Source organism: Acidovorax sp. Q11 (assembly GCF_054950075.1).
Genome location: NZ_JBUDZG010000027.1, coordinates 36,187 through 62,187 on the forward strand (window position 1 = coordinate 36,187; position 26,001 = coordinate 62,187).

General features: G+C 67.3%; 21 protein-coding genes and 2 pseudogenes. 15 read left to right on the plus strand and 8 right to left on the minus strand.

From position 1 onward, the window contains the following. Positions 1–23: 23 nt before the first annotated feature. From ACYZGB_RS18055 to ACYZGB_RS18075, 5 genes are read right to left on the minus strand one after another with little or no spacing between them, the layout of a single operon-like run. Entirely contained in the window at positions 24–734 is a 711-nt protein-coding gene (locus ACYZGB_RS18055) for an ABC transporter ATP-binding protein (protein WP_462390266.1), read from the minus strand. Next, entirely contained in the window at positions 731–1,501 is a 771-nt protein-coding gene (locus tag ACYZGB_RS18060; protein ID WP_462390267.1) for an ABC transporter ATP-binding protein, read from the minus strand. The genes ACYZGB_RS18055 and ACYZGB_RS18060 overlap by 4 nt, the downstream gene beginning before the upstream one ends. Beyond that, positions 1,494–2,426, minus strand: a complete 933-nt coding sequence (locus ACYZGB_RS18065; protein WP_462390268.1) for a branched-chain amino acid ABC transporter permease — start codon at positions 2,424–2,426, stop codon at positions 1,494–1,496. The genes ACYZGB_RS18060 and ACYZGB_RS18065 overlap by 8 nt, the downstream gene beginning before the upstream one ends. Next, positions 2,423–3,301, minus strand: coding sequence for a branched-chain amino acid ABC transporter permease (locus ACYZGB_RS18070; protein WP_108498983.1), 879 nt, complete (start codon positions 3,299–3,301; stop codon positions 2,423–2,425). Before ACYZGB_RS18070 ends, ACYZGB_RS18065 begins: the two co-directional genes overlap by 4 nt. Before the next feature lie 4 nt (positions 3,302–3,305). Continuing rightward, a complete protein-coding gene (locus ACYZGB_RS18075; protein ID WP_462390269.1) occupies positions 3,306–4,514 on the minus strand; it encodes an amino acid ABC transporter substrate-binding protein in 1,209 nt (402 codons plus the stop codon). A gap of 219 nt (positions 4,515–4,733) precedes the next feature. Between ACYZGB_RS18075 and ACYZGB_RS18080 the strand changes: the two genes are divergently transcribed. The 5 genes and pseudogenes from ACYZGB_RS18080 to ACYZGB_RS18100 all read left to right on the plus strand — a co-directional run bounded on the left by ACYZGB_RS18080 (position 4,734) and on the right by ACYZGB_RS18100 (position 10,882). Continuing rightward, positions 4,734–5,729 (plus strand): AraC-like ligand-binding domain-containing protein, encoded by a 996-nt coding sequence (locus ACYZGB_RS18080; protein WP_462390270.1) that lies wholly within the window; start codon positions 4,734–4,736, stop codon positions 5,727–5,729. Positions 5,730–6,031: 302 nt separating this feature from the next. Then, positions 6,032–7,384 (plus strand): efflux transporter outer membrane subunit, encoded by a 1,353-nt coding sequence (locus ACYZGB_RS18085; protein ID WP_462390285.1) that lies wholly within the window; start codon positions 6,032–6,034, stop codon positions 7,382–7,384. Positions 7,385–7,541: 157 nt separating this feature from the next. Next, positions 7,542–8,906 (plus strand): efflux RND transporter periplasmic adaptor subunit, encoded by a 1,365-nt coding sequence (locus ACYZGB_RS18090; protein ID WP_462390271.1) that lies wholly within the window; start codon positions 7,542–7,544, stop codon positions 8,904–8,906. Then, positions 8,903–9,677, plus strand: a pseudogene (locus ACYZGB_RS18095) (ABC transporter ATP-binding protein). The gene ACYZGB_RS18090 and the pseudogene ACYZGB_RS18095 overlap by 4 nt, the downstream one beginning before the upstream one ends. Continuing rightward, positions 9,677–10,882, plus strand: a complete 1,206-nt coding sequence (locus tag ACYZGB_RS18100; RefSeq protein ID WP_116747602.1) for an ABC transporter permease — start codon at positions 9,677–9,679, stop codon at positions 10,880–10,882. Before ACYZGB_RS18095 ends, ACYZGB_RS18100 begins: the two are co-directional and overlap by 1 nt. Positions 10,883–10,975: 93 nt before the next feature. On the opposite strand, the gene ACYZGB_RS18105 is transcribed toward ACYZGB_RS18100, so the two are convergent. Beyond that, positions 10,976–11,365 carry an Hsp20/alpha crystallin family protein gene (locus ACYZGB_RS18105; protein ID WP_462390272.1) on the minus strand — a complete coding sequence of 130 codons (390 nt, stop codon included), beginning with the start codon at positions 11,363–11,365 and terminating at the stop codon, positions 10,976–10,978. A gap of 93 nt (positions 11,366–11,458) precedes the next feature. Here ACYZGB_RS18105 and ACYZGB_RS18110 point away from each other — a divergent pair, with 93 nt between their 5' ends. The 9 genes and pseudogenes from ACYZGB_RS18110 to ACYZGB_RS18150 all read left to right on the plus strand — a co-directional run bounded on the left by ACYZGB_RS18110 (position 11,459) and on the right by ACYZGB_RS18150 (position 22,213). Next, positions 11,459–12,805 (plus strand): branched-chain amino acid ABC transporter substrate-binding protein, encoded by a 1,347-nt coding sequence (locus ACYZGB_RS18110; protein WP_462390273.1) that lies wholly within the window; start codon positions 11,459–11,461, stop codon positions 12,803–12,805. 265 nt (positions 12,806–13,070) lie between these two features. Beyond that, entirely contained in the window at positions 13,071–14,072 is a 1,002-nt protein-coding gene (locus ACYZGB_RS18115; RefSeq protein WP_462390274.1) for an LLM class flavin-dependent oxidoreductase, read from the plus strand. A 33-nt stretch (positions 14,073–14,105) separates the two neighbouring features. After that, positions 14,106–15,473 (plus strand): annotated as a pseudogene (locus ACYZGB_RS18120) (LLM class flavin-dependent oxidoreductase). Next, the gene (locus ACYZGB_RS18125; RefSeq protein ID WP_462390275.1) at positions 15,473–16,666 is read left to right on the plus strand and encodes a M20 aminoacylase family protein; all 1,194 of its coding nucleotides are present in this window, start codon (positions 15,473–15,475) and stop codon (positions 16,664–16,666) included. The pseudogene ACYZGB_RS18120 and the gene ACYZGB_RS18125 overlap by 1 nt, the downstream one beginning before the upstream one ends. Before the next feature lie 25 nt (positions 16,667–16,691). Further along, positions 16,692–17,204 carry a GNAT family N-acetyltransferase gene (locus tag ACYZGB_RS18130; RefSeq protein WP_462390276.1) on the plus strand — a complete coding sequence of 171 codons (513 nt, stop codon included), beginning with the start codon at positions 16,692–16,694 and terminating at the stop codon, positions 17,202–17,204. A 146-nt stretch (positions 17,205–17,350) separates the two neighbouring features. After that, a complete protein-coding gene (locus ACYZGB_RS18135) occupies positions 17,351–19,105 on the plus strand; it encodes an amino acid ABC transporter permease/ATP-binding protein (RefSeq protein ID WP_462390286.1) in 1,755 nt (584 codons plus the stop codon). A 115-nt stretch (positions 19,106–19,220) separates the two neighbouring features. Continuing rightward, the gene (locus ACYZGB_RS18140; RefSeq protein ID WP_462390277.1) at positions 19,221–20,156 is read left to right on the plus strand and encodes an ABC transporter substrate-binding protein; all 936 of its coding nucleotides are present in this window, start codon (positions 19,221–19,223) and stop codon (positions 20,154–20,156) included. A 24-nt stretch (positions 20,157–20,180) separates the two neighbouring features. Then, complete coding sequence (locus ACYZGB_RS18145) at positions 20,181–21,125, plus strand: ABC transporter substrate-binding protein (RefSeq protein WP_462390278.1); 945 nt, start codon at positions 20,181–20,183, stop codon at positions 21,123–21,125. Positions 21,126–21,127: 2 nt separating this feature from the next. Continuing rightward, positions 21,128–22,213 carry an LLM class flavin-dependent oxidoreductase gene (locus ACYZGB_RS18150; protein WP_462390279.1) on the plus strand — a complete coding sequence of 362 codons (1,086 nt, stop codon included), beginning with the start codon at positions 21,128–21,130 and terminating at the stop codon, positions 22,211–22,213. On the opposite strand, the gene mltB is transcribed toward ACYZGB_RS18150, so the two are convergent. After that, entirely contained in the window at positions 22,153–23,232 is a 1,080-nt protein-coding gene (mltB, locus tag ACYZGB_RS18155) for a lytic murein transglycosylase B (protein WP_462390280.1), read from the minus strand. The two genes, ACYZGB_RS18150 and mltB, sit on opposite strands and share 61 nt — an antisense overlap. A gap of 8 nt (positions 23,233–23,240) precedes the next feature. Then, positions 23,241–25,289: a transglutaminase TgpA family protein gene (locus ACYZGB_RS18160; RefSeq protein ID WP_462390281.1), complete on the minus strand. Its 2,049-nt coding sequence runs from the start codon at positions 25,287–25,289 to the stop codon at positions 23,241–23,243. 192 nt (positions 25,290–25,481) lie between these two features. Here ACYZGB_RS18160 and ACYZGB_RS18165 point away from each other — a divergent pair. Further along, positions 25,482–26,001 (plus strand): IS30 family transposase (locus ACYZGB_RS18165; RefSeq protein WP_462390282.1); only part of this gene is annotated, 520 nt, incomplete at its 3' end.

The following is a 26,001-nucleotide window of genomic DNA, read 5'->3' on the forward strand; positions in this document are numbered from 1 at the left end:
ATGAAAAAAGGGGGGGAAGGTATTCAGGCCACGCCCAGGTAGGCCTGGCGGACCACGTCGGACTGCAGCAAGGTCGATGCCTCGCCCGAGGCCATGATGCGCCCGCGCTCCAGCACATAGCCGCGCTGCGCAATCTGCAGCGCCTTGCGCACGTTCTGCTCCACCATAAGCACGGTGACGCCCTGTGCGGCGATGCGCTGCACGATGGCCAGCAGCTCATCGACCATGCGCGGCGCCAGGCCCAGCGAGGGCTCGTCCAGCATCAACAGGCGCGGGCCGCTCATCATGGCGCGGGCCACGGCCACCATCTGCTGCTCGCCGCCGCTCATGGTGCCGGCGAGCTGTGTGGCGCGTTCCTTGAGGCGGGGAAAGTCTTCAAACGCCTGGTGCAACCGCTCGGCGCGCACGCGTGACGGCACCAGCCAGCCGCCCAGCTCCAGGTTCTCGGTCACCGTCATTTGCGGAAACAGCTGGCGTCCCTCGGCCACCAGCGCCAGGCCGCGTTGCACGCAGGCCGTGGCGTTCATCGCAGGCACGGCCTGGCCATCGAGCGTCACCGCGCCTTGGCGCGGCAGCAGGCCTGCCAGGGCCTTGAGCAGCGTGGTCTTGCCCGCGCCGTTGGGGCCCACGATGACGGTGATGCCGGGCGCGGCTTCCAGTGCCAGGTCTTGCAGCACCTGAAAGCCGTGGTAGCCCGTGGTCAGGTTCTGCACTTGCAGGTGTGCGCCGGTCATGCTGTGGCTCCTTGTTTGCTGTGTTCTGCGCGCTGGGTCATCTCGTCCCCCAGATAGGCCTCGATCACCTGCGGGTCGCGCACCACCTCGGCGGGTGTGCCGTCGGCAATCTTGCGGCCCTGATGCAGCACCAGCACGCGCTCTACGTACTTGAGCAGGGTGGTGACTGCGTGCTCGATCCAGACCACCGTCAGCCCCCAGTCATCGCGCAGGCGGCGGATGCGCTGGGCCATGGCATCGACCTCCGCTTCTGTCAGGCCTGCAGCCACCTCGTCGAGCAGCAGCAGGCGCGGGCGTGTGCCCAGGGCCATGCCGATCTCCAGCAGGCGCTGCTGCGACGGCGTCACATCGGCGGCAGGGCGGTCGGCCAGGTGCGCCAGGCCCAGCATGGCCAGGATCTCGCCCTCGCTGCGCAGGCCCTCGGGCCCCTGGCGGTGCCGGCCTGCGAACTGCATGCCAAAGCGCACGTTGTCGCGTACCGTCATGTCAGGGAACACGCGCGGCGTCTGGAAGGTGCGCGCAATGCCGTGGGCCGCATAGTGGTGCGGGCCCTTGCCGGTGAGGTTGTCGGCACCACAGTGCAGCGTGCCCGATGTGGGCGGCTGCACGCCCGAGATGGCGTTGAAGAATGTGGTCTTGCCCGCACCGTTGGGGCCGATGATGCCGATCAGCTCACCCGTGTGCAGCGTGGCGCTCACGCCATCCACGGCAGTCAGGCCGCCAAAGCGCACGGTCACGCTGTCAATGGTCAAAAGTGCGTCAGCCATGGTGCGCCTCCGCAGCAGGCTTGCGCCGTTGCCACAGCGTGGCCAGGCCATTGGGCAAGTACATCACGCACAGAATCAGCAGCAGGCCCAACACCATCATGTAGCCGTAAGGCAGCTGCAGGCGCAGGGTTTCGGCCAGCAGGCTGAACACGATGGCCGCCAGGATGGGGCCGCCAATGCTGGTCGCGCCGCCAATCAACGCGATCAACACCGTCTGGAAGCCGATGAAGGGGCTGAACACAGCTGCGGGCTCGATGTAGGTCCAGCGCACGGCCATGGCCGCGCCCACGGCGCCTGCAAAGGCGGCGGTGATGCCAAAGCCTGCGATCTTGGCCAGGCGCGTGTCCACGCCCAGCGTCTGGGCGCGCTGCTCGTCGGCGCCGATGCCTGCCAGTGCGAGGCCAAAGCGGCTGCGCTGGATGGCAATGGCGGTGGCAATGGCCGCCGCCGCGATCAGCAGCACCGTGAGGTACACCGTCTCGTTGCTGGGCACCACCGTGAGCACGCGGCCCACGGTGCCCGACACCTGTTTTTCGACAAAGGTCACCGCGTGGCGGATCAGCTCGGTCATGCCGAAGGTGAGCACTGCAAAGTAGGTGCCGCGCAGGTGCAGCACGGCAGCGCCCATCACGACCGCCACGATGGAGGCAATCAACGCACCGGACACGATCACCAGCGGCCACGGCAGTACGGTCAGCAGCGTGGCGCTGGTGTACGCACCAATGCCGAAGAAGGCCGACGTGGCCAGCGACAGGTAGCGGGTGGCGCCGCAGAACAGCGACCAGCTGGTGGCCAGCGCGATGTACATCAGGCAGCTGAGCAGCACCGAGGTGGCGAACTCTGACACCAGCCAGGGCAGGGTGGCGACCACGGCCACCCCCGCTGCCAGTGCGAGCCAGGGCTTGTTGGAATGGAGGAGTTTCATTTCTTGCTAAACAAACCGTTGGGGCGCCAGATCAGCACGCCGATGAACACTGCATAGCTCAGCAGCATCTTGAGAGACGGGCTGCTGAAGTGCATACCCAAAGCCTCGACCACGCCGAGCAGCAGGCCACCGGCCAGACTGCCCGCCAGGCTGCCAAAGCCGCCCAGCGTGATGACGATCAGCGCCGTCACGGTGTAGGGCTCACCCATCGACGGAGAAATCTCGTAGGTCATCGACAGCAGCGCTCCCGCTACGCCCGACAGGCCGAGGCCGATGCCGAACATCATCGGGTGCAGGCGCCGGGTGTTGATGCCCACCAACTGCGCGCCCGTGGGCGACTGCATCAGTGCCCGCACCGCCTTGCCCAGCAGCGTGAGCTTGAGCAGCGCGATCAGCGCGGCCGACAGCGCCAGTGCCACGCCAAACAGCACCAGCTTGTTTTCAGTGAAGCGCATGCCCGCAATCTGCACCGGGTCGGCCAGGTACTCGTACCCACGCAGGTCACCACCCCAGATCAGGAGCGCGGTGTTCTGCACCAGGAACATGAGGCCAAATCCCACCATCAGGCTGCGCGCCTCGAACACGTCCACATTGGGTGCGCGGGCGGCCAGGCGCTTGAAGCACAGCGCATGCACCACCACGCCCAGCGCAAACAGCGCGATGAAAGCCAGCGGCATGAGCAGCAGCGGCGAGATGCCCCACAGGGTATGCGCGGACCAGGTGAGGAAGGCGCCCAGCATCAGGAACTCGCCATGCGAGATGTTCATGATGCGCATCAGCCCGTACTGCAGGTTCAGGCCCATGGCCACCAGCGCATAGATGCCGCCTGTAATGAGGCCACTGGCGACCAGTTCGGCCCAGGAAGTCAGAGACACTTTGTTATTTCCAGGCTGGTTTCGCGGTGTTCAACTGTGCGGTGGCACGGTCCTTGGGCCACACGACTTCGAAGTCGCTGCCCTGCCACTGGCTCACCGTGCCGGGGATGGACGCGTTCTCGCTGCCCTGGAAGCGGATGCCGCCCAGGATGGTCTTGAACTCGTTCTTGGCGATGTGTTCGCGCAGGGCCTTGCGGTCCAGGCCCGCCTTCTCCACGGCCTGCTGCAGGATCTGCAGGCCTGCCCACGCGTGGCCGCTGGCCCAGCGGTCGGGCTCCTTGTTGAACTTCTTCACGTGGGCGTCGAAGTAGGCCTTGGCCTCGGGGCTGGTCTTCACGCTCCACGAGCCCATGCCGATCACGCCCTCGGTGTTGGCCTGCATCACGTTCTTGTAGAGCTGGAAGGCCGTGCCCACCGAAGCGTAGAAGAACTTGGGGTTCAGCCCCACCTCGCGCGCCTGGCGGCTGGCCAGGATGGTGTCGGGCGGGTAGGTGATGCCGATGAAGGCGTCGGGGTTCTGGTCCTTGATGCCGCGCAGCACGGGCGCCAGGTCCTTCACGCCCAGCGGGTAGCTCTTGCGCTCCAGCACCTGGATGCTGGTCTTCTTGAGGGCATTGTTCAGCGCGGCGAAGTTCTCCAGGCCAAACAGGTCGTCCATGTAGACGATGGCAATGGTCTTGACGTTGTTGGCCACCAGCATGTCCACCAGCGCACCCATCATCTTGTCGGGCTGCTGCAGCAGCGAGAAGAAGTAGGGCAGGTTCATGTCGATCAGCTTGCGCGACAGCGCCGTGGGCGCCAGCAGCGGGTAGCCGAAGCGGTTGGCCAGCGGCGCGATGGCGAAGTTGGCGCCCGAACCCCAGGGCGGCAGGATCAGATCAACCTTGTCGCTGCCCATGAGCTTTTCGTAGGTGCGCACGCAGGTCTCGGTCTCGCTGCGGTCGTCGTAGCCTATGAGTTCGATGGGGCGCTTGGTGCCCTTCACGCTCAGGCCACCCGCTGCGTTCACCTGTTCGGCCCACAGCAGGTAGTTGGGCTCCTGGCTGACCTGGGCACCGGCCGCCCAGGGGCCCGTGCGGGCAATGGCATAACCGATGCGCACGGGTGCCGCGCTGCTGCCCTGGGCCCACAGCTGCGGTGCCACGGCCAGGGTGCCGACCGTGGCGGCGGCGCCCTTGATCCACTGGCGCTTGGAGGGTTGGTGTACTGTCATTGTGTGTCTCCTCGGATGGGGCCTGCGTGGTGCACGCCGTGCCGGGAATCGTAGGCAGACGCGCTCATGCGCGCTGCGCTCAGCGTGCACAAAACGCTTGCCTCAGCGTGCAGACGGCAGCGGGTTTACCCGGATTTCCCTCGGTGGCACGGGGTAACGGGGCGTCCGATAATTCAGCCGCATAACCATCAGGCTTGCGCAACCCGCACTGGAGACACCATGGCCCATCCCCTGACCGAGGTATCCACCGACGCCGTGCCTGCGCGCGACCGCCTGCACCTGTGGGGCGATGCGGTGTGGCGCCTGATTGGCGGGCTGGAGTCCGACGCGTTTGGTGACGATGCCTTTGCAGGCCACATCACCTCGGGCCAGGCGGGCTATGTGAACCTGTGCCAGTTGGACGTGAGCCGCCACCGCGTGGTGCGCACCCCCAGCCTCATCCGGGGCAGCGACCGGGCCTATATCAAGGTGGTGGCCCAGCTCGAAGGGCGCGCGTGCTTTGAGCAGAACGGTCGCCAGGTATGGTTGTCGCCGGGGGAGTGGAGCGTGTACGACACCACACGCGCCTATGCCGTGAGCAACCCCGAGGCCGTGCGCCAGATGGTGCTGATGATCCCCAAGGAACAACTGCCCGAGCGCAAGCTCAAGCTCGATGACCTGATGGTGCAGCGGTTCTCGGGCACCAGTGGCGTGTCGCGGCTGGCCTGGGACACCATGCGCGCTGCGTTTGCCGAGCTGCCCACCATGTCCGAAGCTGCCGCCGATGGCGTGGCCGATGTGATCACGCACCTGGTGCAGCTGTCGCTGCTGGAGCGCAACGGGCAGCAAAGCCTGCTGTCGCAGCGCGAGGCCCTGCGCGACCGCATCAGCCAGTACATCGACCGGCACCTGGGCGACCCCGACCTCACCATCGACCGCATGGCCCAGGCGCTCAACTGCAGCAAGCGGCACCTGTACAACGCGGTGGCTGATGACGAGGAAACCCTGGCCGCCATGATCCAGCGCCGCCGCCTGGAGGCCTGCCTGCGCGACCTGCGCCACCCGGCGCATGCACAGCGCTCGGTCACTGACATTGCGCTGTCCTGGGGCTTTAGCAACAGCGCGCATTTCAGCCGCGCGTTCCGCTCGCATGTGGGGTGCAGCCCCAGCGAATACCGGGCCCGCGCGTTGGCGCCGGTGGTGCTGTTGCGGGACGAATCGCGGCTCGCGCACTGAGCGGCACCCCGGCCCCTTGCGTGTGGGGCCGTCTGCGCGGCAAAGCACGCTCACCCGTTCTACGCATGCGCATACGCATGCATCGGCATGCAGTGGCGTGACCGTTGCCTTGCATCAATTCTTTACGCGGGCTTGACCCAGTGGGTACGTTGTGGGCGCAATGGCTGCTCACAATGGGGTTTTCCCCTGCGTAGCCCTTGCCCATGCGTTTTCTCCCACTGGCCTTTCCCGGCACACCCACTGCCCGCGCAGCGCGACCTTTGCGTGCCGTGCCGTGGAGGCAAACGGCCTTGTTGTTGTGCGTGCTGGCCACCGCCGGGTGCGCCAGCCTGGCACCCACGGATCGCGCATTGCCCGCAGTGGCCGTTCCCCCGGCCTGGTCTGCGGGGGGCAACGGCACAGCGCAAGGGGCTACGGCTACGTCCCTGGCCCAGTGGTGGCAGCGGTTTGACGATGCTGTACTCACCTCGCTGGTCGAGCAAGCCTTGCGCGCCAACACCAGCGTGCGCACCGCCCAGGCCGCGCTGCAGCAGGCGCGTGCGCAGGTGGATGTGCAATCGGCTGGCCTGCTGCCCAGCGTGGGTGCATCGGCTTCGGCGCAACGCAGCCGGGCCAGCAACAGCACGGGCAACACCTTCCAGGCCGGTTTTGATGCGAGCTGGGAGCCCGATGTGTTTGGCCGCCTGAGCAGCGGCGTGAGCGCCAGCGAGGCCGATGCCCGCGCGGCAGAGGCCAGCCTGGCCGACGTTCAGGTATCGCTGGCCGCCGAGGTGGCCGTCAACTACATCGAGCTGCGCGGGCTGCAGCAGCGCCTGGCCATTGCGCGCAGCAACCTGGCCAGCCAGCAGGAGACCTTGCAGATCACGCAGTGGCGCCTGCAGGCCGGGCTCACTACCTCGCTCGTCACCGAGCAGGCCCGTGCAGCGGCCGAGCAGACCGCCGCGCAGATTCCCAGCCTGGAAGCCAGTCTGGCTCAGTCGCGCTACAGCCTGGCCGTGCTGACAGGCCAGGTGCCCGGCGCGCTCGACGCAACCTTGGCCACCGGTGCGCCCGTGCCGCAGCCCACCGCAGAACTGGCGCTGGCAATCCCGGCCGAGACGCTGCGCCAACGCCCCGATGTGCGTGCGGCGGAGCAGCGCATTGCAGCCGCCCTGGCGCGTGTTTCGCAGGCCGATGCGGCGCGCTACCCCAGCTTCTCCCTCGGTGGCTCGCTGGGCCTGCGTGCCCTCACGCTGGGTGCGCTGTCGGGCGGCGGTGCGGTGACCAGTGCCTTGCTGGGCAGCGTGTCCATCCCGCTGCTGGATGGCGGCGCCGCCCGCGCCCAGGTGCGCGTGCAGTCCGCAGCGCTGGAGCAGGCCCGTGTGGCCTACGAAGCTGCCATGCTCACGGCCCTGCAGGATGTGGAGAACGCGCTGGTGGCCTTGCGTGGCGATCGTGAAAAGCTGGAGCGACTGGTGGCCGCCGCAGACGCCGCTCGCAACGCCGCGCTGCTGGCGCAGCAGCGCTACAGCAGCGGATTGATTGACTTTCAGGCGGTACTGGAGACCCAGCGCACGCTGCTGTCCACGCAAGAGAGCGTGGCCACCACCACCGCTGCCGTCGCGGCAGACCATGTGCGCCTTTACAAGGCGCTGGGCGGCGGCTGGAAGACATGAAGCACCCCCCTGAGTCGCTGCGCGCCTTCCCCCCGCTCTCGCATTGCTGCGCAATGCGGGCTGGGGGACGCAGCCCTCACTGCGGGGCGGCCCTTGCCCGGCTGCCTGCACTTTGGCCGCGCCAGTTTCATGCGCTGTGAGTAACTGATTTGATCTTATGACTGATAAACCTTCCTCTCCCCCGTCCAGCCTCGAAGCACTCCTGGGTGCCGACCGTCCGCGCCGCTGGTGGCAGCGCACTACCGTGTGGCTGGGGGGGGCAGCGCTCGTGGTGGTGGGCGGTGGCTTGTATGCCTGGCAGTCGCGCCAGAGCGCCAGCACTGCACCCACCTATGTCACCGAAGAGCTGCGCCGGGGCAACCTCACGCTCACCGTGTCTGCCAATGGCACGCTGCAGCCCACACGCTCGGTCACCATTGGCAGCGAGCTGTCGGGTACCGTGCGCAAGGTGCTGGTGGATGTGAACGACAAGGTCAAGAAGGGGCAACTGCTGGTAGAACTGGACACCGCCAAGCTCGAATCGCAGGTGCTGCGCTCGCGCGCCTCGCTGGCGTCGGCGCAGGCCCGCCTGGCCCAGGCCGTGGCCACCACCAAGGAGGCCATTGCCAACTTTGGCCGGCTCGAAGACGTGGCCCGCCTGTCCGGCGGCAAGGTGCCCTCGGCCTCCGAGCTGGACGCAGGCCGCGCCACGCTGGACCGCGCCCGCGCCGATGAAACCAGCGCCCGCGCCACGGTAGAGGATGCACGTGCCGCGCTGTCCACCGACGAGACCAATCTGTCCAAGGCCTCCATCCGCTCGCCCATCGACGGCGTGGTGCTGACCCGCACGGTGGAGCCTGGCAATGCGGTGGCCGCTTCGCTGCAGGCCGTGACGCTGTTCACCGTGGCCGAAGACCTCACGCGGCTGCGGCTGGATGTGAGTGTGGACGAAGCCGATGTGGGTTCGGTCACGGTGGGTCAGGACGCGAGCTTTACGGTCAGTGCCTATCCCTCGCGCCGCTACCCGGCCCAGGTCACGCGGGTGTCGTTTGGCTCCACCAAGACGGACAACGTGGTGACCTACATCACCTGGCTGGAGGTGAACAACGGCGACATGAGCCTGCGCCCCGGCATGACGGCGGCGGCCACCATCACTTCCACTGAACGCAAGGATGTGCTGCTGGTGCCCAACACGGCGCTGCGCTTCACGCCCGCTCAGGCCGCAGGGGCCGATGCGAAGCCCGGGGCGGGTGGCGCCAAGCCCGGCGCATCGGGCAGCGGCAGTGGTGGCGGCATCATGTCGCAGCTCATGCCGGGCATGCCACGGTCTGGCTCGGGCCCACGCAAGCCGGGTGCGGGGGGCGAGGCAGGCGATGGCGCGGGCAAGACGCGGCAGGTGTGGGTGCTGCAGGACGGCGCTGCCAAGCCCATCGATGTGCAGGTGGGCATCAGCGATGGCCGCCATACCGAGGTCACGGGCGAGGGCCTCACGCCCTGCATGGCCGTGATCACCGACCAGCGCGCGGCAGGGGCCAAGCCATGAGCGTGGCGGGCGACACCCCCATCATCCGCCTGCGTGGCGTGACCAAGGTCTATGGCGAAGGGGCGCTGGCCTTTCAGGCGCTCAAGGGCGTTCATCTCGACATTGCGCAGGGCGACTTTGTGGCCATCATGGGCCCCAGCGGCTCGGGCAAGTCCACGGCCATGAACACACTGGGCTGCCTGGACCGGCCCACCACGGGCGAATACCTGTTCAAGGGCGTGCATGTGGAGTCACTCTCGCGCGACGAGCGGGCACGGCTGCGGCGGCGCTACTTTGGTTTTGTGTTCCAGGGCTTCAACCTGCTGGCGCGCACCTCGGCGCAAGAGAACGTGGAGCTGCCCCTGCTGTACCGGGGCGAGTCGGCCACCGCGCGCCACGCTGCGGCCGCGCGCGCTGGAGGCCGTGGGCCTCAAGGGCTGGGAACACCACACGCCCGCCGAGCTGTCGGGCGGGCAGCAGCAGCGCGTGGCCATTGCGCGCGCCATCGTCACCGAGCCCGATGTGCTGCTGGCCGACGAGCCCACCGGCAACCTTGACACCCAGCGCAGTGTCGAGATCATGGAACTGCTGTGGCGCCTGAACGCCGACCACGGCATCACCGTGCTGATGGTCACGCACGAGCCCGACATGGCGCAGTACGCGCGGCGCATCGTGCGGTTTGTCGATGGCGTGGTGGACAGCGATGCGGCCAACCTACACCCCAAGGGCCTGGACGCTGATGTGGCATCGGCCCAGCTGGCGGTAGCCGGTTCGGATGCGGGAGGCCACTGATGTTGCTCAACACCCTGCTGCTGGCGCTGCGCTCCATTCGGCGCAATCTCATGCGCTCCTTCCTCACCATCCTGGGCATCGTGATCGGCGTGAGCGCGGTGATCACCATGGTCACGCTGGGCAATGGCGCCACGCTGGCCATCCAGAACCAGATCTCGGGCCTGGGCACCAACCTGCTGCAGGTGCGCCCCGGCCAGCGCATGGGGCCTGGCGGCGGCACGGGCGCCCCGGCCTTCAAGGACACCGATGCCGACATGATCGCGCAGCAGATCGGCGGCATCCTGGCCGTGGCGCCCGAGGCGCGCGCCGCCGCCACGGCGGTGGTGGGTGGGCGCAACTGGACGACCAGCGTGATCGGCAGCACCAACGCCTGGCTGGAGACCGGCAACTGGACGGTGCGCACGGGCCGCGTCTTTACCGACGCCGAATTGCGCGCGGGTGCCGCCGTGTGCCTGATCGGCGAGACCGTGCGGCGCGAGCTGTTTGGCACCGCCGATGCCGTGGGTGGCCAGCTGCGCGTGAAGGCGTTTTCGTGCGAGGTGGTGGGCGTGCTGGCGTCCAAGGGGCAGGGTGCGTTTGGCAACGACCAGGACGACACCGTGCTGGTACCGCTGCGCACGCTGCAGCGCCGAGTGACGGGCAACACGCGGGTGAACACGCTGCTGGTGTCGATGAAGGACGGCAGCGACCCCGAGCGGGTGAAGGCCAGCCTCACGCAACTGCTGCGCGAGCTGCGCAAGCTGTCGGACTCGGACGAAGACAACTTCAACGTGCTCGACACCAAGCAGCTGGCCGACACGCTCTCGGGCACCACCAAGGTGCTGACCACACTGCTGGGCGCGGTGGCTGCCGTGAGCCTGCTGGTGGGCGGCATCGGCATCATGAACATCATGCTGGTGAGCGTGACCGAGCGCACGCGCGAGATCGGCCTGCGCCTGGCCATCGGCGCACTGGAGCGCGAGGTGCTGCTGCAGTTCCTGATCGAGGCCGTGGTGCTGGCCGCGCTGGGCGGGCTCATCGGCATCGTTCTGGCCACGGGTGCGTCGCTCGCGCTGTCGGGGCTGATGGGCGTGCCCTACCTCTTCAACCCCGGCGTGAACCTGCTGTCGTTTGTGTTCTCGGCCGGAATCGGCGTGGTGTTTGGCTACTTTCCGGCACGGCGCGCGGCGCGCATGGACCCCATCGACGCGCTGCGGCACGAGTGAGTAGCGGGTGCATGCACAGCGGCCCGTTTTATGAATAAAAAGTGCCCGTACCGCCTGCGGTACGGGCACTTTTAGCTATCAATTCAGTAGTTTTTAATGAATGGTGAGCGTGGTGGCCTTGCTGGCGGGCTCCAGCTTGGCCAGGGTCAGCGTCAGCACGCCGTTTTCCAGCTTGGCGCTGCTGTTGGCGGCATCAATGTCTGCCGCCAGTTCCCAGGCGCGCTGCACCTGGCGCGGGGCACCTGCCACACTCTGCAGGTGCACTACATTGCCTTCGATGCTGATTTGCAGCTGCTCGCGGGCCAGGCCCGGCACGTCCAGTTGCAGCGTGGTCGCCTTGTCGTCCTGCGTCACGGTGCAGCCTGCTGAACGGGCTGCAGCGGGCTCTGCCAGCGTGCCCATCAGAAAACGCTGCAGCGCGAGATCGGCAGAACGGGGGGCCTGGGAGTAGGCGGCGCGGCGGATCACAGGGGCGAAGATCATGGGTAACTCCTATAAACTGCGCGGCTCTCGACGTGGTCGCCGCATGCCAAGGAGTTGTGTACGCCCGCGTCGCTTTTCAAGGGAAAAAGTGGCATGAATAAATTGCAAGCCGTGGGCTTGAAATCGGGCGCAGCAGCATTACGTCACACCGTTTGGGCCGCTGCCGTGGCGTTGGCGGGTGCCATGGCCCCCGTGTCAGGCAGCTGGGCGCAGGCCCCGGCGCCAGCCGCTGCTGCGGCCCAGGCCAAGCCCGTCAAGGTGGCGCTTATCGAAAGCCTGTCGGGTGCGTTCTCCAACACCGGCGAGGCGGTGTACCGCAATGTGTACTGGGCCATGGAGCGCGTGAATGCGCGCGGTGGCGTGCAGCTGCCCGCCAGCAGCGGTGGCCCCCGCCCGCTGGCCCTGGAGCGCTACGACAGCAAGGGCCAGAACGAAGAGGCGCTCTCGGCCTTGCGCGCTGCCATCGACGATGGCGCGCAGATCATCCTGCAGGGTAATTCCTCGGCCACGGCGGCGGTGCTGATCGAGGCCATCAACAAGCACAACGAGCGCGAGCCGAACAAGCGCGTGCTGTTCCTCAATTACTCGGCGGTGGACCCCATCCTCACCAACGAGAAATGCAGCTTCTGGCACTTTCGCTTCGACGCCCATGCCGATATGCGCATGGCCGCGCTGATGGACGTGATGCGCGAGGATAAAAGCCTCAAGAGCGTGTACCTCATTGGCCAGGACTACAGCTTCGGCCAGGCCGTGCTGCGCGAAGCCAAGAAGCAGCTGGCCGCGCAGCGCCCCGATGTGGCCCTGGTGGGCGAAGAGCTGCATCCCATCGGCCGTATCAAGGACTTCGCGCCCTACGCCGTGAAGATCAAGACCAGCGGCGCGCAGGCTGTGGTCACCGGCAACTGGGGCAATGACCTGACCTTGCTGGTGAAGGCGGCGCGCGAGGTGGGCTACGAAGGCAGCTTCTACACCTTCTACGGCAATGCACTCGGCGCGCCCGCCGCCATCGGCGACGCGGGCATCGGCAAGGTGGTGGCCGTGGCCGACTGGCTGCCCAATGTGCCGGGCGCGCAGAGCGAGGCGTTCTACCAGTCCTTCCGCACCCGCTTCCCCAAGCCGCAGGACGACTACGTGCACATGCGCATGCAGCTCATGATCGAGGCGCTGGCCCAGTCCATCGAGCGTGCGGGCAGCACCGATACCGTGGCCATCGCTCGGCAAATGGAGAACGCCAATGTGCAGCTCTCCGGCCAGGGCGGCACCATGCGCGCGGCCGACCACCAGTTCCAGCAGGCGCTGGTGGTGGGCGTGATGGACAAGAAGGGCGCGCCGGGTGTGAAGTTCGACGTGGAAGGCTCGGGCTACGGCTTCCGCGTGGTGCGGCAGATCCCTGCGGCCAAGGCGCAGCAGCCGCACAGCTGCACCATGGCGAGGTTCTAAACCCACCTGAGTCGCCTTCGGCGCCTTCCCCCGAGGGGGCGCACCCATGGCCTGGCAAAGCCAGTTCCACGGTGGCTCTGGCGGGGCCTGTGCCCATGCACGGAGCGCGCGCCAGGGGGAAGTGCAGAGCCTCGCGAGTATGTGCGGTGCTGCCCTGCGCAGCGCGCGCCGCATATCGATATAAAAAGTTAGCGCAACCGGTGCAGGCCTCCGGGCCACAGAATTTGTCGCATTGATCACTCATGCGCAAATTGCTGCTCCCACCGTGTCCTACGCCCTTTCCCTGCTCGACAAAAGTCCCATCCCCGAAGGGGCCACGGCGGCCGAGGCGCTGCAACGCACCGTAGCGCTGGCCCAGCGCGCAGAACAACTGGGCTATCGCCGCGTTTGGGTGGCCGAGCACCATGGCAACCCGGGCCTGGCCGGATCGGCCCCCGAAGTATTGGTGGCGCACTTGCTGGCGCGCACTTCGCGCATCCGCATCGGATCTGGCGGCGTGATGCTGCAGCACTACAGCCCGTTCAAGGTGGCCGAGGTCTTCAAGGTGCTGGCGTCGCTCGCGCCGGGCCGGGTGGACCTGGGCGTGGGCAAGGCCCCTGGTGGCTTGCCGCTGTCCACCCGGGCGCTGCAGGCACTGCACGACAAGTCCCCGGCTTCAGGCTTCGATGTGCGCTTTGCGGAGCTGGACGCCTTCCTGCACAACACGCTGGACCCGGAGCATGCGCTGGCCGGTGCCATCGCCTTCCCCAGCCCGCCTAGCCTGCCCGAGCGCCATCTGCTCGGCGGCAGCCCCGACAGCGCCGCGCTGGCCGCGCGCCATGGCTGGCACTTTACCTACGCGGGCCATTTCAATGGCGACCCGGTGAACATCGAGCGCACGGTGCGTGTGTACCGCGAGGCTTCGGGGCGTTCTCCATCGCTGGCGCTGTATGCCCTGGTGGCCCCCACGCAGGCGCAGGCTGAAAGCCTGGTGGGTGCTTTGTGTGTGTTCAAGCTGCACCTCTCCACGGGGCAAAGCGTCAACCTGCCCAGTGCCCAGGCCGCAGCGGAGTTTGCGCGCCAAGCTGGCGTGGCGGACTACCGGCTGGAGGAGACCCGCCCCCATGTGATTGCGGGCTCGCCCGAGCATGTGCGCGAACAGCTTGATGCGCTCAGCGAGCGCTACGGCATTGAGGAGTTTGTGATCGATACGCCCATCACGGGTTTTGCCGAGCGGCGGGCCTCGGTCGAGCTGCTGGCCAGCGCCTACGCCACGGCCGAAGCCTGAGCTAGCCCCCCCACATCCCCTGGAAAAAAAACCATGAGCCACCACCACAACAACAAGTCCCCCATCCGCTTTGGCGTCATGCTGCACGGTGCGGGGGGGCACATGAATTCGTGGAAACACCCTGCAGGCCCGGCGGACGCGAGCGTCAACCTGGGCTTCTACATCGAGACCACGAAGAAGGCCGAAGCCAACGGCATTGCCTTCGCCTTCGTGGCCGACGGGTTGTTCATCAACGAGAAGTCCATCCCGCACTTCCTGAACCGTTTCGAGCCCATCTCCATCCTGTCGGCGCTGGCCGTGGCGACGTCCAAGATCGGCCTGGCGGGCACCATCTCCACCTCATACAGCGAGCCCTTCACCGTCGCTCGGCAGTTCGCATCGCTGGACCTCATCAGCCAGGGGCGCGCAGGCTGGAACGTGGTGACCACGCCGCTGGAGGGCACGGCCACCAACTACAGCCGCAACCACCCCGACCATGCGCTGCGCTACGAGATCGCCGACGAATACCTCCAGGTGACGCAGGGCCTGTGAGACAGCTGGGACGACGATGCCTTGGTGCGCAACCGCGAGACCGGCCAGTTCTTCGAACGTGACAAGCTGCACACGCTGAACCACAAGGGGCGTTTCTTCCAGGTGGCGGGGCCGCTGAACATCGGCCGCTCCCCCCAGGGCCAGCCGGTGATCTTCCAGGCGGGCTCTTCGGACGCGGGCATTGGCCTGGCGGGCAAGTACGCCGATGCGGTGTTCACCCATTCGCCCTCCATCGAAGAGACCCGCAGTTTTCTGCGCAAGGTCAAGGCCAGTGCCGTGGTGCACGGCCGCCAGGCCGACGACGTGAAAATTTTCCCGGGCATCGGGCCCGTGGTTGGGGCCACGCAGGAAGAGGCCGAGGCCAAGTACCAGGCCATCCGCGAGCTGCTCACGGTCGAGGAAGCGCTGGCCTACCTGGGCCGCTACTTCGACCACCACGACTTCAGCCAGTACCCGCTCGATGAGCCCTTCCCGGACCTGGGCGAGATCGGCCGCAACAGCTTTCGCTCCACCACCGACCGCATCAAGGCCGATGCGAAGGCGCGTGGCCTGACCCTGCGCCAGGTGGCGCTGGAGGCCGCCACACCGCGTTCGCAGTTCGTGGGCACCGGCGAGCGTGTGGCCGACGAGATCATTCGCTGGGTGGACGAAGGCGCGGCCGATGGCTTCATCCTGGGCTTCCCGGTGCTGTCGCAGGGGCTGGATGACTTCATCACCCACGTGATCCCCGTGCTGGAGGCGCGGGGACGCTACCAGCGCACGCTGCCGGGCCACACCCTGCGCGACCACATTGGGTTGCCACGCAAGGCCAGCCGCTACGCGCAAGCCGATGCAGGTGCTGCACCGGCGCCAGCCCGGAAGGTGGCGTGATGGGAGCTGCGTTGCCCGCCGCGCCGAAGCAGGACGTAGAACGTGTGGAGGCAGGCATTGCCGCCTTCATCCACGAGTTCAAGGCATTGCGCCGCGACCTGCATCAGCATCCCGAGCTGTCGTTCCAGGAGCACCGGACCTCGGCCATTGTGGCTGAGCGCCTGGCGTCCTGGGGCTATTCCGTCACCACCGGCATTGCGGGCACCGGGGTTGTGGGCACGCTGCGCCGGGGGCAGGGCAACAAGGCCCTGGGCATCCGCGCCGACATGGACGCACTGCCCATCACCGAGGCCACCGGCCTGCCCTATGCCAGCTGCAACGCCGGGGTGATGCACGCCTGCGGGCATGACGGTCACACCACGGTGCTGCTGGCGGCTGCGCGTTTTCTGGCGGAGTCGGGCCGCTTTGACGGCACGCTGAACCTGATCTTCCAGCCCGCCGAGGAGCATGGTGGCGGTGCCAACCGCATGATCGGCGAGGGCCTGTTCGAGCGCTTCCCGTGCGACGCCGTGTTCGGGTTGCACAACTGGCCCTGTGTGGGCGAGGGGCACTTTGGCTGCGTGACCGGCCCGGCCATGGCCTCGGTGGACCAGATCACCATCACCGTGCGCGGCAAGGGTGGCCACGGCGCCGCACCGCACGAGACGGTGGACCCGGTGGTGGCCAGCGCCCACATCATCACCGCGCTGCAGACGGTGGTGTCGCGCAACGTGGACCCGCTGGACATGGGCGTGGTCACGGTGGGCTCCGTCCACGGCGGCAATGCGCCCAACGTGGTGCCCGAGAGCGTGGAACTCAAGCTCACTGCGCGCGCCTTCAAGCCCGAGGTGCGCGAGATCCTCAAACAGCGCATTCCCGCCATTGCCCGCGCGCAGGCCGAGAGTTTTGGCGCGACCGCCGAGGTGGTGTACGTGCCGGGCTACCCCGCCGTGCTGAACCACGAAGCCGAGACGGAACTGGCGCGCAGTGTGGCGCGGGACACCTTTGGCGATGCACGCGTCGATGCGGGTTTTCGCCCGCGCACGGCCAGCGAGGACTTCGCTTTCATGCTGCTCAAGCGACCTGGCAGCTATGTGTTCGTGGGCAATGGCGATGGGGCGTCGCTGCACAGCCCGTACTACGACTTCAACGACGCCATCCTCGCGCCCTCGGCCACCTACTGGGTGCGGCTGGCCGAGCGGTTCTTGGCCTGACCTCGCCTCTCAAGAAAGCCTGCCTATGAGCGACAGATTCATCTACACCACGCCTTTGGACCCGCTGGCCCGGCCCCTGATCGACGAGCTTTCGCACGAGTACGAGAGCCGCTATGGCGAGTTCTACCAGCAGGACGGCGGCCCGCGCGAAATGGACAAATACGCGCCCGAGCTGTTCTCGCCCGCGCAAGGCGGCAACTTCGTGCTCCTGCTGCGCGATGGGCAGGCCATTGGCGGCGGCGCCTTCAAGCGCCATGACGACCCCGATACGGCCGAGCTCAAACGCGTGTGGACCCACTCGGCCCATCGCCGCCAGGGCCTGGCGGGCCACGTGCTGCAGGAGCTGGAGGCCCAGGCGCTGCGCCAGGGCTACGCGCGGCTGTACCTCACCACCGGCTTTCGCCAGCCCGAGGCCGTGGGGCTGTACCTGCGCCACGGCTACACCGCGCTGTTCGATACCTCGCTGCCGCACGAGACCTACCGGCACCTGCCGTTCGAGAAATGGCTGCGGGTGGCTGCGCTGGCCCGCGCTGCCTGATTCCGCCCTTCGTCAATCGATCAATCCCAAGAGTTTCGACCATGTCCACATCCACCACCCTGGACGCAGCTTCAGGTCTGCCGCGAGGCACCGTGAACCCCGTTGCGCCCGTTGTTGGCAGCCACGCGCACATCACTTCCCCCGCTATGCTGTCGCCCGCGCCCGCCAAGGGCGACTACTCGCACTACCGGGTCGTGCCCGCGCGGCACCGGGCGCGGGCCGTGGGCACCGTGTTTGCCGCTGTTGTCATTGCGCTGGTGCTGTACTCGGTGCTTACCAACCCGCGCTGGGGCTGGGGCGTGTTCGGCGAGTATTTCTTCTCGGAGCCTGTGTTGGTGGGCCTGGGCCGCACCCTGCTGCTCACGGCGCTGGGAGCCTTGTTCGGCTTCACCTTGGGCACGGCGCTGGCGCTGGCCCGCGTGTCGCGCTCACCACTGCTCGCGGGACTGTCGTGGACTTTCATCTGGATCTTCCGGTCCATCCCGGTCATCGTTCTGCTGCTCATCATCAACAACCTGGGCTATCTGTACGAGACCGTCAGCGTGGGGTTGCCGTTCACCGACTGGACGTTTTTCTCGTACCCCACCACGCAGCTCATCAGCCCCTTCGTGGCGGCGCTGATCGGCCTCACGCTCAACCAGGCGGCCTTCGCGTCGGAGATCGTGCGCGGCGGCATCCTGTCGGTGGACCAGGGGCAGCTTGAAGCGGCGGCCGCACTGGGCCTGCCGCGCCGTCGGCAGGCGTTTCGCATCGTGCTGCCCCAGGCCATGCGGTCCATTTTGCCGGCGGGCTTCAACGACATCATCGGGCTGGCCAAGGGCACGTCCAACGTGTACATCCTGGCCTTGCCCGAGCTGTTCTACACCATCCAGATCATCTACCGCCGCAACCTGGAGGTGATACCGCTGCTGATGGTGGCGACCGTGTGGTACCTGGTGATCCTCACGGTGCTGTCGCTGCTGCAGTACTACATCGAGCGGCATTTCTCCAAGGGCGCGTTGCGCAGCCCGCCGCCCTCCATCTTCAGCGCTGTCGCGGCCTGGCTGTGGCCCGCGCGGCGGGCCATTGTGGCGGTGGAGCCTGTGGTGCCGGCTGCGCCTGCGCCTGCGGCCGTTCCCCGCTGGACAGGCGCACTCAACCGCGGCGGCGAGGTCACCATCCACGGCGTGTCCAAACGCTATGGTGCGCTGGAGGTCCTGAAGGACGTCACGCTGACCGTGTTGCCCGGCAGCGTGACGGTGATCCTCGGCCCATCGGGCTCGGGCAAGTCCACGCTGCTGCGCTCCATCAACCACCTGGAGCGCGTGGACGGCGGTTTCATCGCCATCGACGGCGAGCTCATCGGCTACCGCCAGGACGCCGACACGCTCTACGAGCTGGGCGAAAAAGACATCCTCAAGCGCCGTGTGGACGTGGGCATGGTGTTCCAGAACTTCAACCTGTTCCCGCACCTCACGGTGCTGGAGAACATCGTCGAAGCGCCGGTCACCGTGCGCAAGCTGGCGCGTGCAGAGGCTGAGGCCCTGGGGCTGGAGCTGCTGGCCCGCGTGGGCCTGTCGGACAAGGCGCACAGCTACCCCCGACAGCTCTCGGGCGGACAGCAGCAGCGCGTGGCGATCGCGCGGGCGCTGGCGCTCAAGCCCAAGGTCCTGCTGTTCGACGAGCCCACCTCGGCCCTTGACCCCGAGCTGGTGGGCGAAGTGCTCGATGTCATCAAGGAGCTGGCGCGCACCGGCACCACGCTGGTCATCGTGACGCATGAGATCGGCTTCGCCCGCGAAGTGGCCGACACCGTGGTGTTCATGGAGCAAGGCCGGGTGGTGGAAACCGGCACGCCCTCCAAGGTATTCAGCCAGCCCGACCACCCGCGCACGGCGGCCTTCCTGGCCAAGGTGCTCTAGACCTCGCACGCGTGCCGTTGTTGCAGGCCTGTGCCCAGGCCTGGCGGCAGCGTGGGCGACGCAGTTCTTTCTTCTCAACCATCCCGACAACCTTTTTTCATCCCGGAGCCCATCCATGACCCTTCTGAACAAGACCCTGGCCGCCCTCGCGCTGGCCGCTGCCTCCATTGCCGCCCTCGCGCCCATCCATGCGTCCGCGCAGGCCATCGACCTGAGCCCTGAGCAGCCAGGGCGCCCCCGCTCGCAAAAGGTGGACGAAGCGATCAAGCTCGTCGCCAAGGACTTCAAGTTCGCCAAGGAGGGTGTGCTCACCGTGGGCACCACCACGGGGCGCCTGCCGTTTGGTGCCTACGCCACTGACAACAAGACGCCTGTGGGCAACGCGCCCGACGTCGCGCAGCTCGTGGCCGACAGCCTGGGCCGCAAGCTGGAGCTGGTGTCCGTGGCCTGGGCCGACTGGCCGCTGGGCCTGCAGTCGGGCAAGTTCGACGTGGTGATCTCCAACGTCACCGTGACCGAGGAGCGCAAGGAGAAGTTCGATTTCTCCACCTACCGCAATGACCAGCTGGGCGTGTACGTGAAATCCGATAGCAAGATCACGTCGATCAAGGAGCCCAAGGACGTCGCGGGCCTGAAGGTGGTGGTGGGCGCAAGCACCAACCAGGAGCAGATCCTGCTGCGCTGGAACCAGCAGAACGTTGCCGCAGGGCTCAAGCCGGTGGACATCCAGTACTACGACGATGATGTGGTGCTGTACCTGGCACTGGCCTCCGGACGTGCCGACGCCTACCTGGCCCCCAACGGCATCGCCGCGCACAACGCGCGCGACGGCAAGACCAAGCTGGTGGGCACCTTCTCGGGCGGCTGGCCCCAGGCGGCCGAGATCGCCGTGACCTCGCGCAAGGGCTCCGGCATTGCCGACGCGATCACGGTGGCGCTGAACGCGCAGATCAAGAACGGCAACTATGCCAAGGCGTTGGAGCGCTGGAACCTGCAGTCCGAGGCGATCCAGGTCGCGCGCACAAACCCACCCGGCCTGCCCAAGAAGTAAGCCTGCAGCGTTCAAGGACCTTCCATGACTCTCCATTCCCTATCGCGCCGCAGCCTCGTGGCCCTGGCCTCGGCGTGTGCGCTGTCCTGTGCATGGACCGTTGCCAGCGCTGCTGCCGCATTTGATTTCAGTCCCGAGCAGAAGGGCCGCGTCCGCGCCGAGAAGGACGCCGCTGCCGTCCAGGCGATCCCGAAGAACTTCAAGTTCGTGAAGGACGGCGTGTTCACCGTGGCCATCGCCCCCTTCGCGCCGCCCATCGCCACCTACGCGAGCGACGCCAAGACCGTGGTGGGCTTCGACCCCGACTACGCGCAGCTCATCGCCGACGCGCTGGGACTCAAACTCGAATTGCTACCGATTGCCTGGGCCGACTGGCCGCTGGGCCTCTCCTCGGGCAAGTACGACGCTGTGATCTCCAACGTGGGCGTGACGGAGCAGCGCAAGGAGAAGTACGACTTCTCCACCTACCGCCTGGGCCTGCACGGCTTTTACGTGCGCGCCGACAGCAAGATCAAATCCATCAAGGAGCCCAAGGACATTGCCGGGCTCAAGGTCATCACCGGCTCGGGCACCAACCAGGAGCGCATCCTGCTGGAGTGGAACAAGCAGAACATCGCTGCGGGCCTCAAACCCGTGGAAGCGGTGTACTTTGACGACGACGCCGCGCGGCTGCTGGGGGTGGTGTCGGGCCGTGCAGACGCCAACTTCAACCCCAACGCGCCCCAGGCCTACCACGCGGCCAAGGACGGCAAGATCAAGCTCGTGGGCACGGTGAACGCGGGCTGGCCGCTCAAGTCCGACGTGGCCATCACCACGCGCAAGGGATCGGGCCTGGCCGACGCGCTCACGCTGGCGACCAACGGGCTCATCAAGACCGGCAAGTACACACAGGCGCTGCAGCGCTGGAGCTTGCTGGAAGAGGCCTTGCCCAAGTCCGAGACCAACCCCCCCGGATTGCCGAAGTTCTGACCATGGCCATTGCGCACCTCGCATTTCTGACGCCCGGCAACTATGCCGAAGACAACCCCTTCCAGGGCCTGGAAGACACCTTGCGCCTGTTCGAGCAAGGGGAAGCCCTGGGCTACCAGGGCGCGTGGGTGCGCCAGCGGCATCTGGAGCGGGCCGTGTCGTCCGCCACCACGCTGCTGGCCGCCGCCACGCAGCGCACGCGCCGCATCGCGCTGGGCACGGCGGTGATCCAGATGGGGTATGAGAACCCTTTCCGGCTGGCGGAAGACCTGGCGACGGTGGATGTGCTTTCGCGCGGGCGGCTGCAGGTGGGGCTGAGTGCGGGCGCGCCGCCGTATGGACCGCTGCTGGGTGGGCGCCTGTTCGACGGCGATGCGCAGGGCATCGACTTCTCGCATGCGCGCGTGGAGCGGCTGCGCAGCAACCTGCGCGGCGATTTCTTCGGTGACGACGATTTCTTCGTGGAGTCACCCGCAGGCCGCCAGCGCCCACGCGTGCAGCCCCATGCAGCGGGGTTGGTGGAGCGCCTGTGGTACGGCGGCGGCTCCCTCAAGTCGGCGCAGTGGGCGGGCGCGCAGGGCTACCACCTGCTGATCGGCAACCTCAACCGGGGCGAGTTGACCGACGACTTCTTCGAGGCGCAGCGCAGCCAGCTCGACCTGTTCCACGCGAGCTGGTCGGCGCCCTATGCCCCACGCGTGGCGCTGGGCCGTGTCATCGTGCCGCTGGACAGTGCGGACGCCGCCACCCGTGCGCGCTACCGCGCCTGGGCTGCGCTCAGGGTGCCGCGCACGCTGGGGCCGCAGGGCGATCGCTGCACGCTGTTCGCGCGCGATCTGGTGGGCACCTCCGACGAAATCCTGGAGAGCCTGCGCCAGGACCCCCTCGTGCCGAGCGTGCAGGAACTGCGGCTGGAGCTGCCGTACGACTTCACGGGCGAGGAGTACGCCCAGATCCTGAGCGACACCGCGCGGTATATCGCGCCCGTGTTGGGCTGGTCACCCGCGCAGGCCGTGGAAACGCCCGATCACGGCGTGCCGCGTGCGGCGGCCACCTCGCGCCCCAGCTCGATCACCGCCATCGCGTAGTAGCTGGACCAGTTGTAGCGTGTGATGGCGTAGAAGTTCTCGGTGCCCGCCACGTAGCTGGGGGCCTCGCTGCCGTTCTGCAGCTCCACCAGTGCGAGCGGGCCCGTGTGCTGGGCGCCTTGGGCATCCAGCACGGCGCCTTTGGCCAGCATGCTGGCCGCGCTGAAGGTGGGCAGGATGTCGGGGGCCAGCAGGTCGTCCAGCTGCAGCCGTGCGTTGTCGAACTGCACGCCAAAGTGCGTGGGCATGCCTGGTGTCCAGCCGTGGCCCCGGAAGTAGTTGGCGACCGAGCCAATCGCGTCGGCCGGGCTGTTGAACAGGTCCACGCGGCCGTCGCCGTCGAAGTCGATGGCGTAGCGCACCCAGCTCGATGGCATGAACTGGCCCAGGCCCATGGCCCCGGCGTAGCTGCCGCGCGGCTCGAAGGGGTCGGTGTTGCTGCGGTTGGTGAAGCTCAGGAACTGCTCCAGCTCGCGGCGGAAGAATTCGGTGCGCTCCTTGGCGCGCGGGTGGGCCGAGGGGAAGTCAAACGCCAGCGTGGCCAGCGCGTCCATCACGCGGAAGTTGCCCATCTGCTGGCCGTAGATGGTCTCCACCCCGATGATGCCCACGATGGTTTCGGCGGGCACGCCGTACTCGCGTTCGGCGCGCTCCAGCGCGGCCTGGTTCTGCTGCCAGAAGCGCACACCGGCGCGGATGCGGATCGGCTCCACAAAGCGGCTGCGGTACACGCGCCAGTTCTTGGCCGTGCCTTTGGCCGGCGGCAGCATGAGCTTGGGCACCTGGGGCAGGAAATGCGCCTGGCCGATTGCTTGGCGCACCCACTCGCGGTCCAGGTCGCGGCGCGCAGCCAGGTCGTCGGCAAACTGCAGGGCCTCGGGACGCGAGGCGTAGAGCACCGCAGGCTGTCTGGCGCTGGTGGTTTTTGAGGGTTTTTCGGGCTTTGCGCCCGCTGGTATTGCGCAAACAGCTATTAATAACGTAGCAATGAGGGCAATCGGTCGGTGGGTCTTCGGCATGTCCGGGGTCAAGGTTTGGATGCGGGGGGCCAGGGCAAGGTATTGAACTCGCGCCGCAGGTGGCTCCATTCGGTATCGGGCTGGGGGGCGTAGCGCAGGCGTTCCAGGCGCAGCAGCCAGTCGGCCACCGCCGCGGCCGGGGCGCCGAATTGTGCCTGCACGCGCTCGGCCATGGCGCGGGGGGGCAGGGTGGGCGGCAGCACCAGCCCGGCGCGGGCCAGGCGCTGGCGGGCGCGGTCCAGCAGGCGCAGCCAGGGGTCGTGCTGGCTGCGTTCCCACAGGCTCCAGGCCATGCCACCCAGGGCGGCAAAGATGATCAGGAAACCCAGCACCATGGTCAGGTCCTGCCAGCTGGGGGCTTCAAAGCCCAGTGCCTTGAGCAGGTCGAGCTGGCGGCTTTGGGTGTAGTTGAGCACCCACTGGTTCCAGCTGTTGTTGACGGCCTCCCACATGGCCCGCAGGTTCTGGGCCAGACCGGGGCTGAGCACCGTGCCCATGGCGGCGGCCAGTGCACCCTGCGGCGCGCGCAGCCGTTCGAAGGCACCGGTGCGCCCGGGGGCCACGGCGCCCGTGGGGTCCACCCGCACCCAGCCGCGCCCGGCCAGCCAGACCTCGGCCCAGGCGTGGGCATCGGCCTGGCGCAGCGTCCAGAGGCCGTCCACAGGGTTGCGGTCGCCGCCCTGGTAGCCGGTGACGATGCGCGCCGGGATGTCCAGCGCGCGCATCAGCACCACAAAGGAGGAGGCGATGTGCTCGCAAAAGCCTTCCTTGCGGTCAAACCAGAACTCGTCGGCGGTGTGCTGGCCGTACACGCCGGGCTCCAGCGTGTAGGTGTAGCCGCCGGTGCGCAGGCGCGCCAGCGCGGCATTGACCAGGGCTTCGGCGTTGTTCTGGGCTGGGTTGGGTGCGATCTGCGGGTCATTGCGCATTTGCTGGGCCAGCGCCAGCGTGCGGGGGTTGAAGCTTGCGGGCAGCTCGGTGTAGGCGCGCAGGCTGGGGGTGGGCGCGCTGGGGCCATGGCTGAAATCGGGGTGGCTCTCGGCCTTGTAGCGCACCACAGCGGTGATGGGGCGGTTGGTGAGCCACTGCAGGTCCTGCGTCATGAGCGTGTCCATGCCCGAGATGGCGGGCTTGGTCGCGGCGGCATCGAGCAGCAGCAGCCAGGGGCGCTGGTGGGCTTCCAGGGTCACTTCGTAGCGCACGGGCTCGCCGCGCACCTGCAGGTTGGCCAGGGTGCTGGGGCTAGACTGCAGCATGTCGCCGCTGCGTGCGCCCAGCGGATGCCACTCGACGCCGTCGAAGGCGCCAAACACCGGCCCCCTAAAGTACAGCTCGTTCTGTGGCGGGGGCGCACCGTTGGGGGTGTCAAAACGCACACGCATGGCCACGCTGTCGTCGAGCGCCAGCTCGGCAATGTTGCCCACCTTCATGACGCCCGAGAGCCCGCTGCGTCCGGCCATGGTGTCGCTGGGCATGCCCCACAGCGGCGCCATGCGCGGGAACAGCATGAACAACGCCGCCATGATGGGCGCACCCAGCAGCGCCATGGTGCCCGCCGTGCGCAGCGTGTGCGCCAGCGGCGGCCGCCCCACCGGCATGTGCGCGTTGACCAGGGCCGCCAGCAGCCCCAGCAGCGCCACCAGCATCGCGGCGGCGGTGAACAGCGACTGCGAGAAGAAGAAGTTGCTGAGCATCGTGAAGAAGCCCAGGAAGAACACCACCATCGCATCGCGCCGGGCGCGCAGCTCCAGCATCTTGAGCGCCAGCAGCATCACGATCAGCGTCACCCCTGCGTCGCGGCCCAGGATGGTGCGGTGGGTGTACAGCGTGCCGCCCACGGCCAGGATCAGCGGAATGGCCAGCACCCAGCGTGTGGGCAGGGGCCGCCCCTTCCAGGCCAGCCAGCCGCGCCACAGCAGCAAGCCGCCCGCCAGCAGACTCGCCCAGACGGGCAGCACGTTGACCTGCGGCGCAATCACCCAGGCGATCACACACAGCAGAAACAGCGTGTCGCGGGCGTCGCGGGGCAGGGCGTGGAGGGTTTGGCGCAGGGTCATGGTTGTAGGGATGGTCCCAGGCACGGTGTCATTTGTTTGCTATTGAATACATAGCTTTAAAAGCAATATGGTCGCGCGCAAGAGGCTGTTTTGATTTGCGGTTTAAACAACGAAGTGCACGTTGCCAAAAGGTAGGCCCAGACAAGTAAGTGAAGATGACTTGTGTGACCTGCCAGTCAACCCAAGTGCACCATGAACTACACCCATCTGAGCCAAAGCGAACGTTACCAAATCCAATGCCTTCGCGACGTGGGGCTGTCGATCACACAGACAGCCCTGCGCCTGGGACGCCACCGCAGCACCATTGCCCGCGAGATCCGGCGCAACAGTAGCGCCAGCACTGCGTACGAAGCCCACAGTGCCCATCAACAGGCTCTTGCGCGCCAAAGCGGCCAGATCAACGCTCAGCGCTTTGACGATGCCCAGTGGGCGCTGGTGCTGTCGTATCTGCAGCTGGATCTGTCGCCTCAGCAGGCAGCAGCCCGCCTGGGGCTGGAAAGGCGCCTGCGTATCAGCCACACCTGCATCTACAACCGGCTGCGCCGCATGGGACAAGCTGCACCGCGCCTGCGTTGCGGCCAGCGTCGGCGCAAGGCACACACGGGTGCGGGGCAGCTGCGCGATCGCGTGGGCATCGCACAGCGCCCCGCCATCGTGGACAAGCGAGCGCGCCTGGGTGACTGGGAGGGCGACACCATCGCCTCGGGTGCGG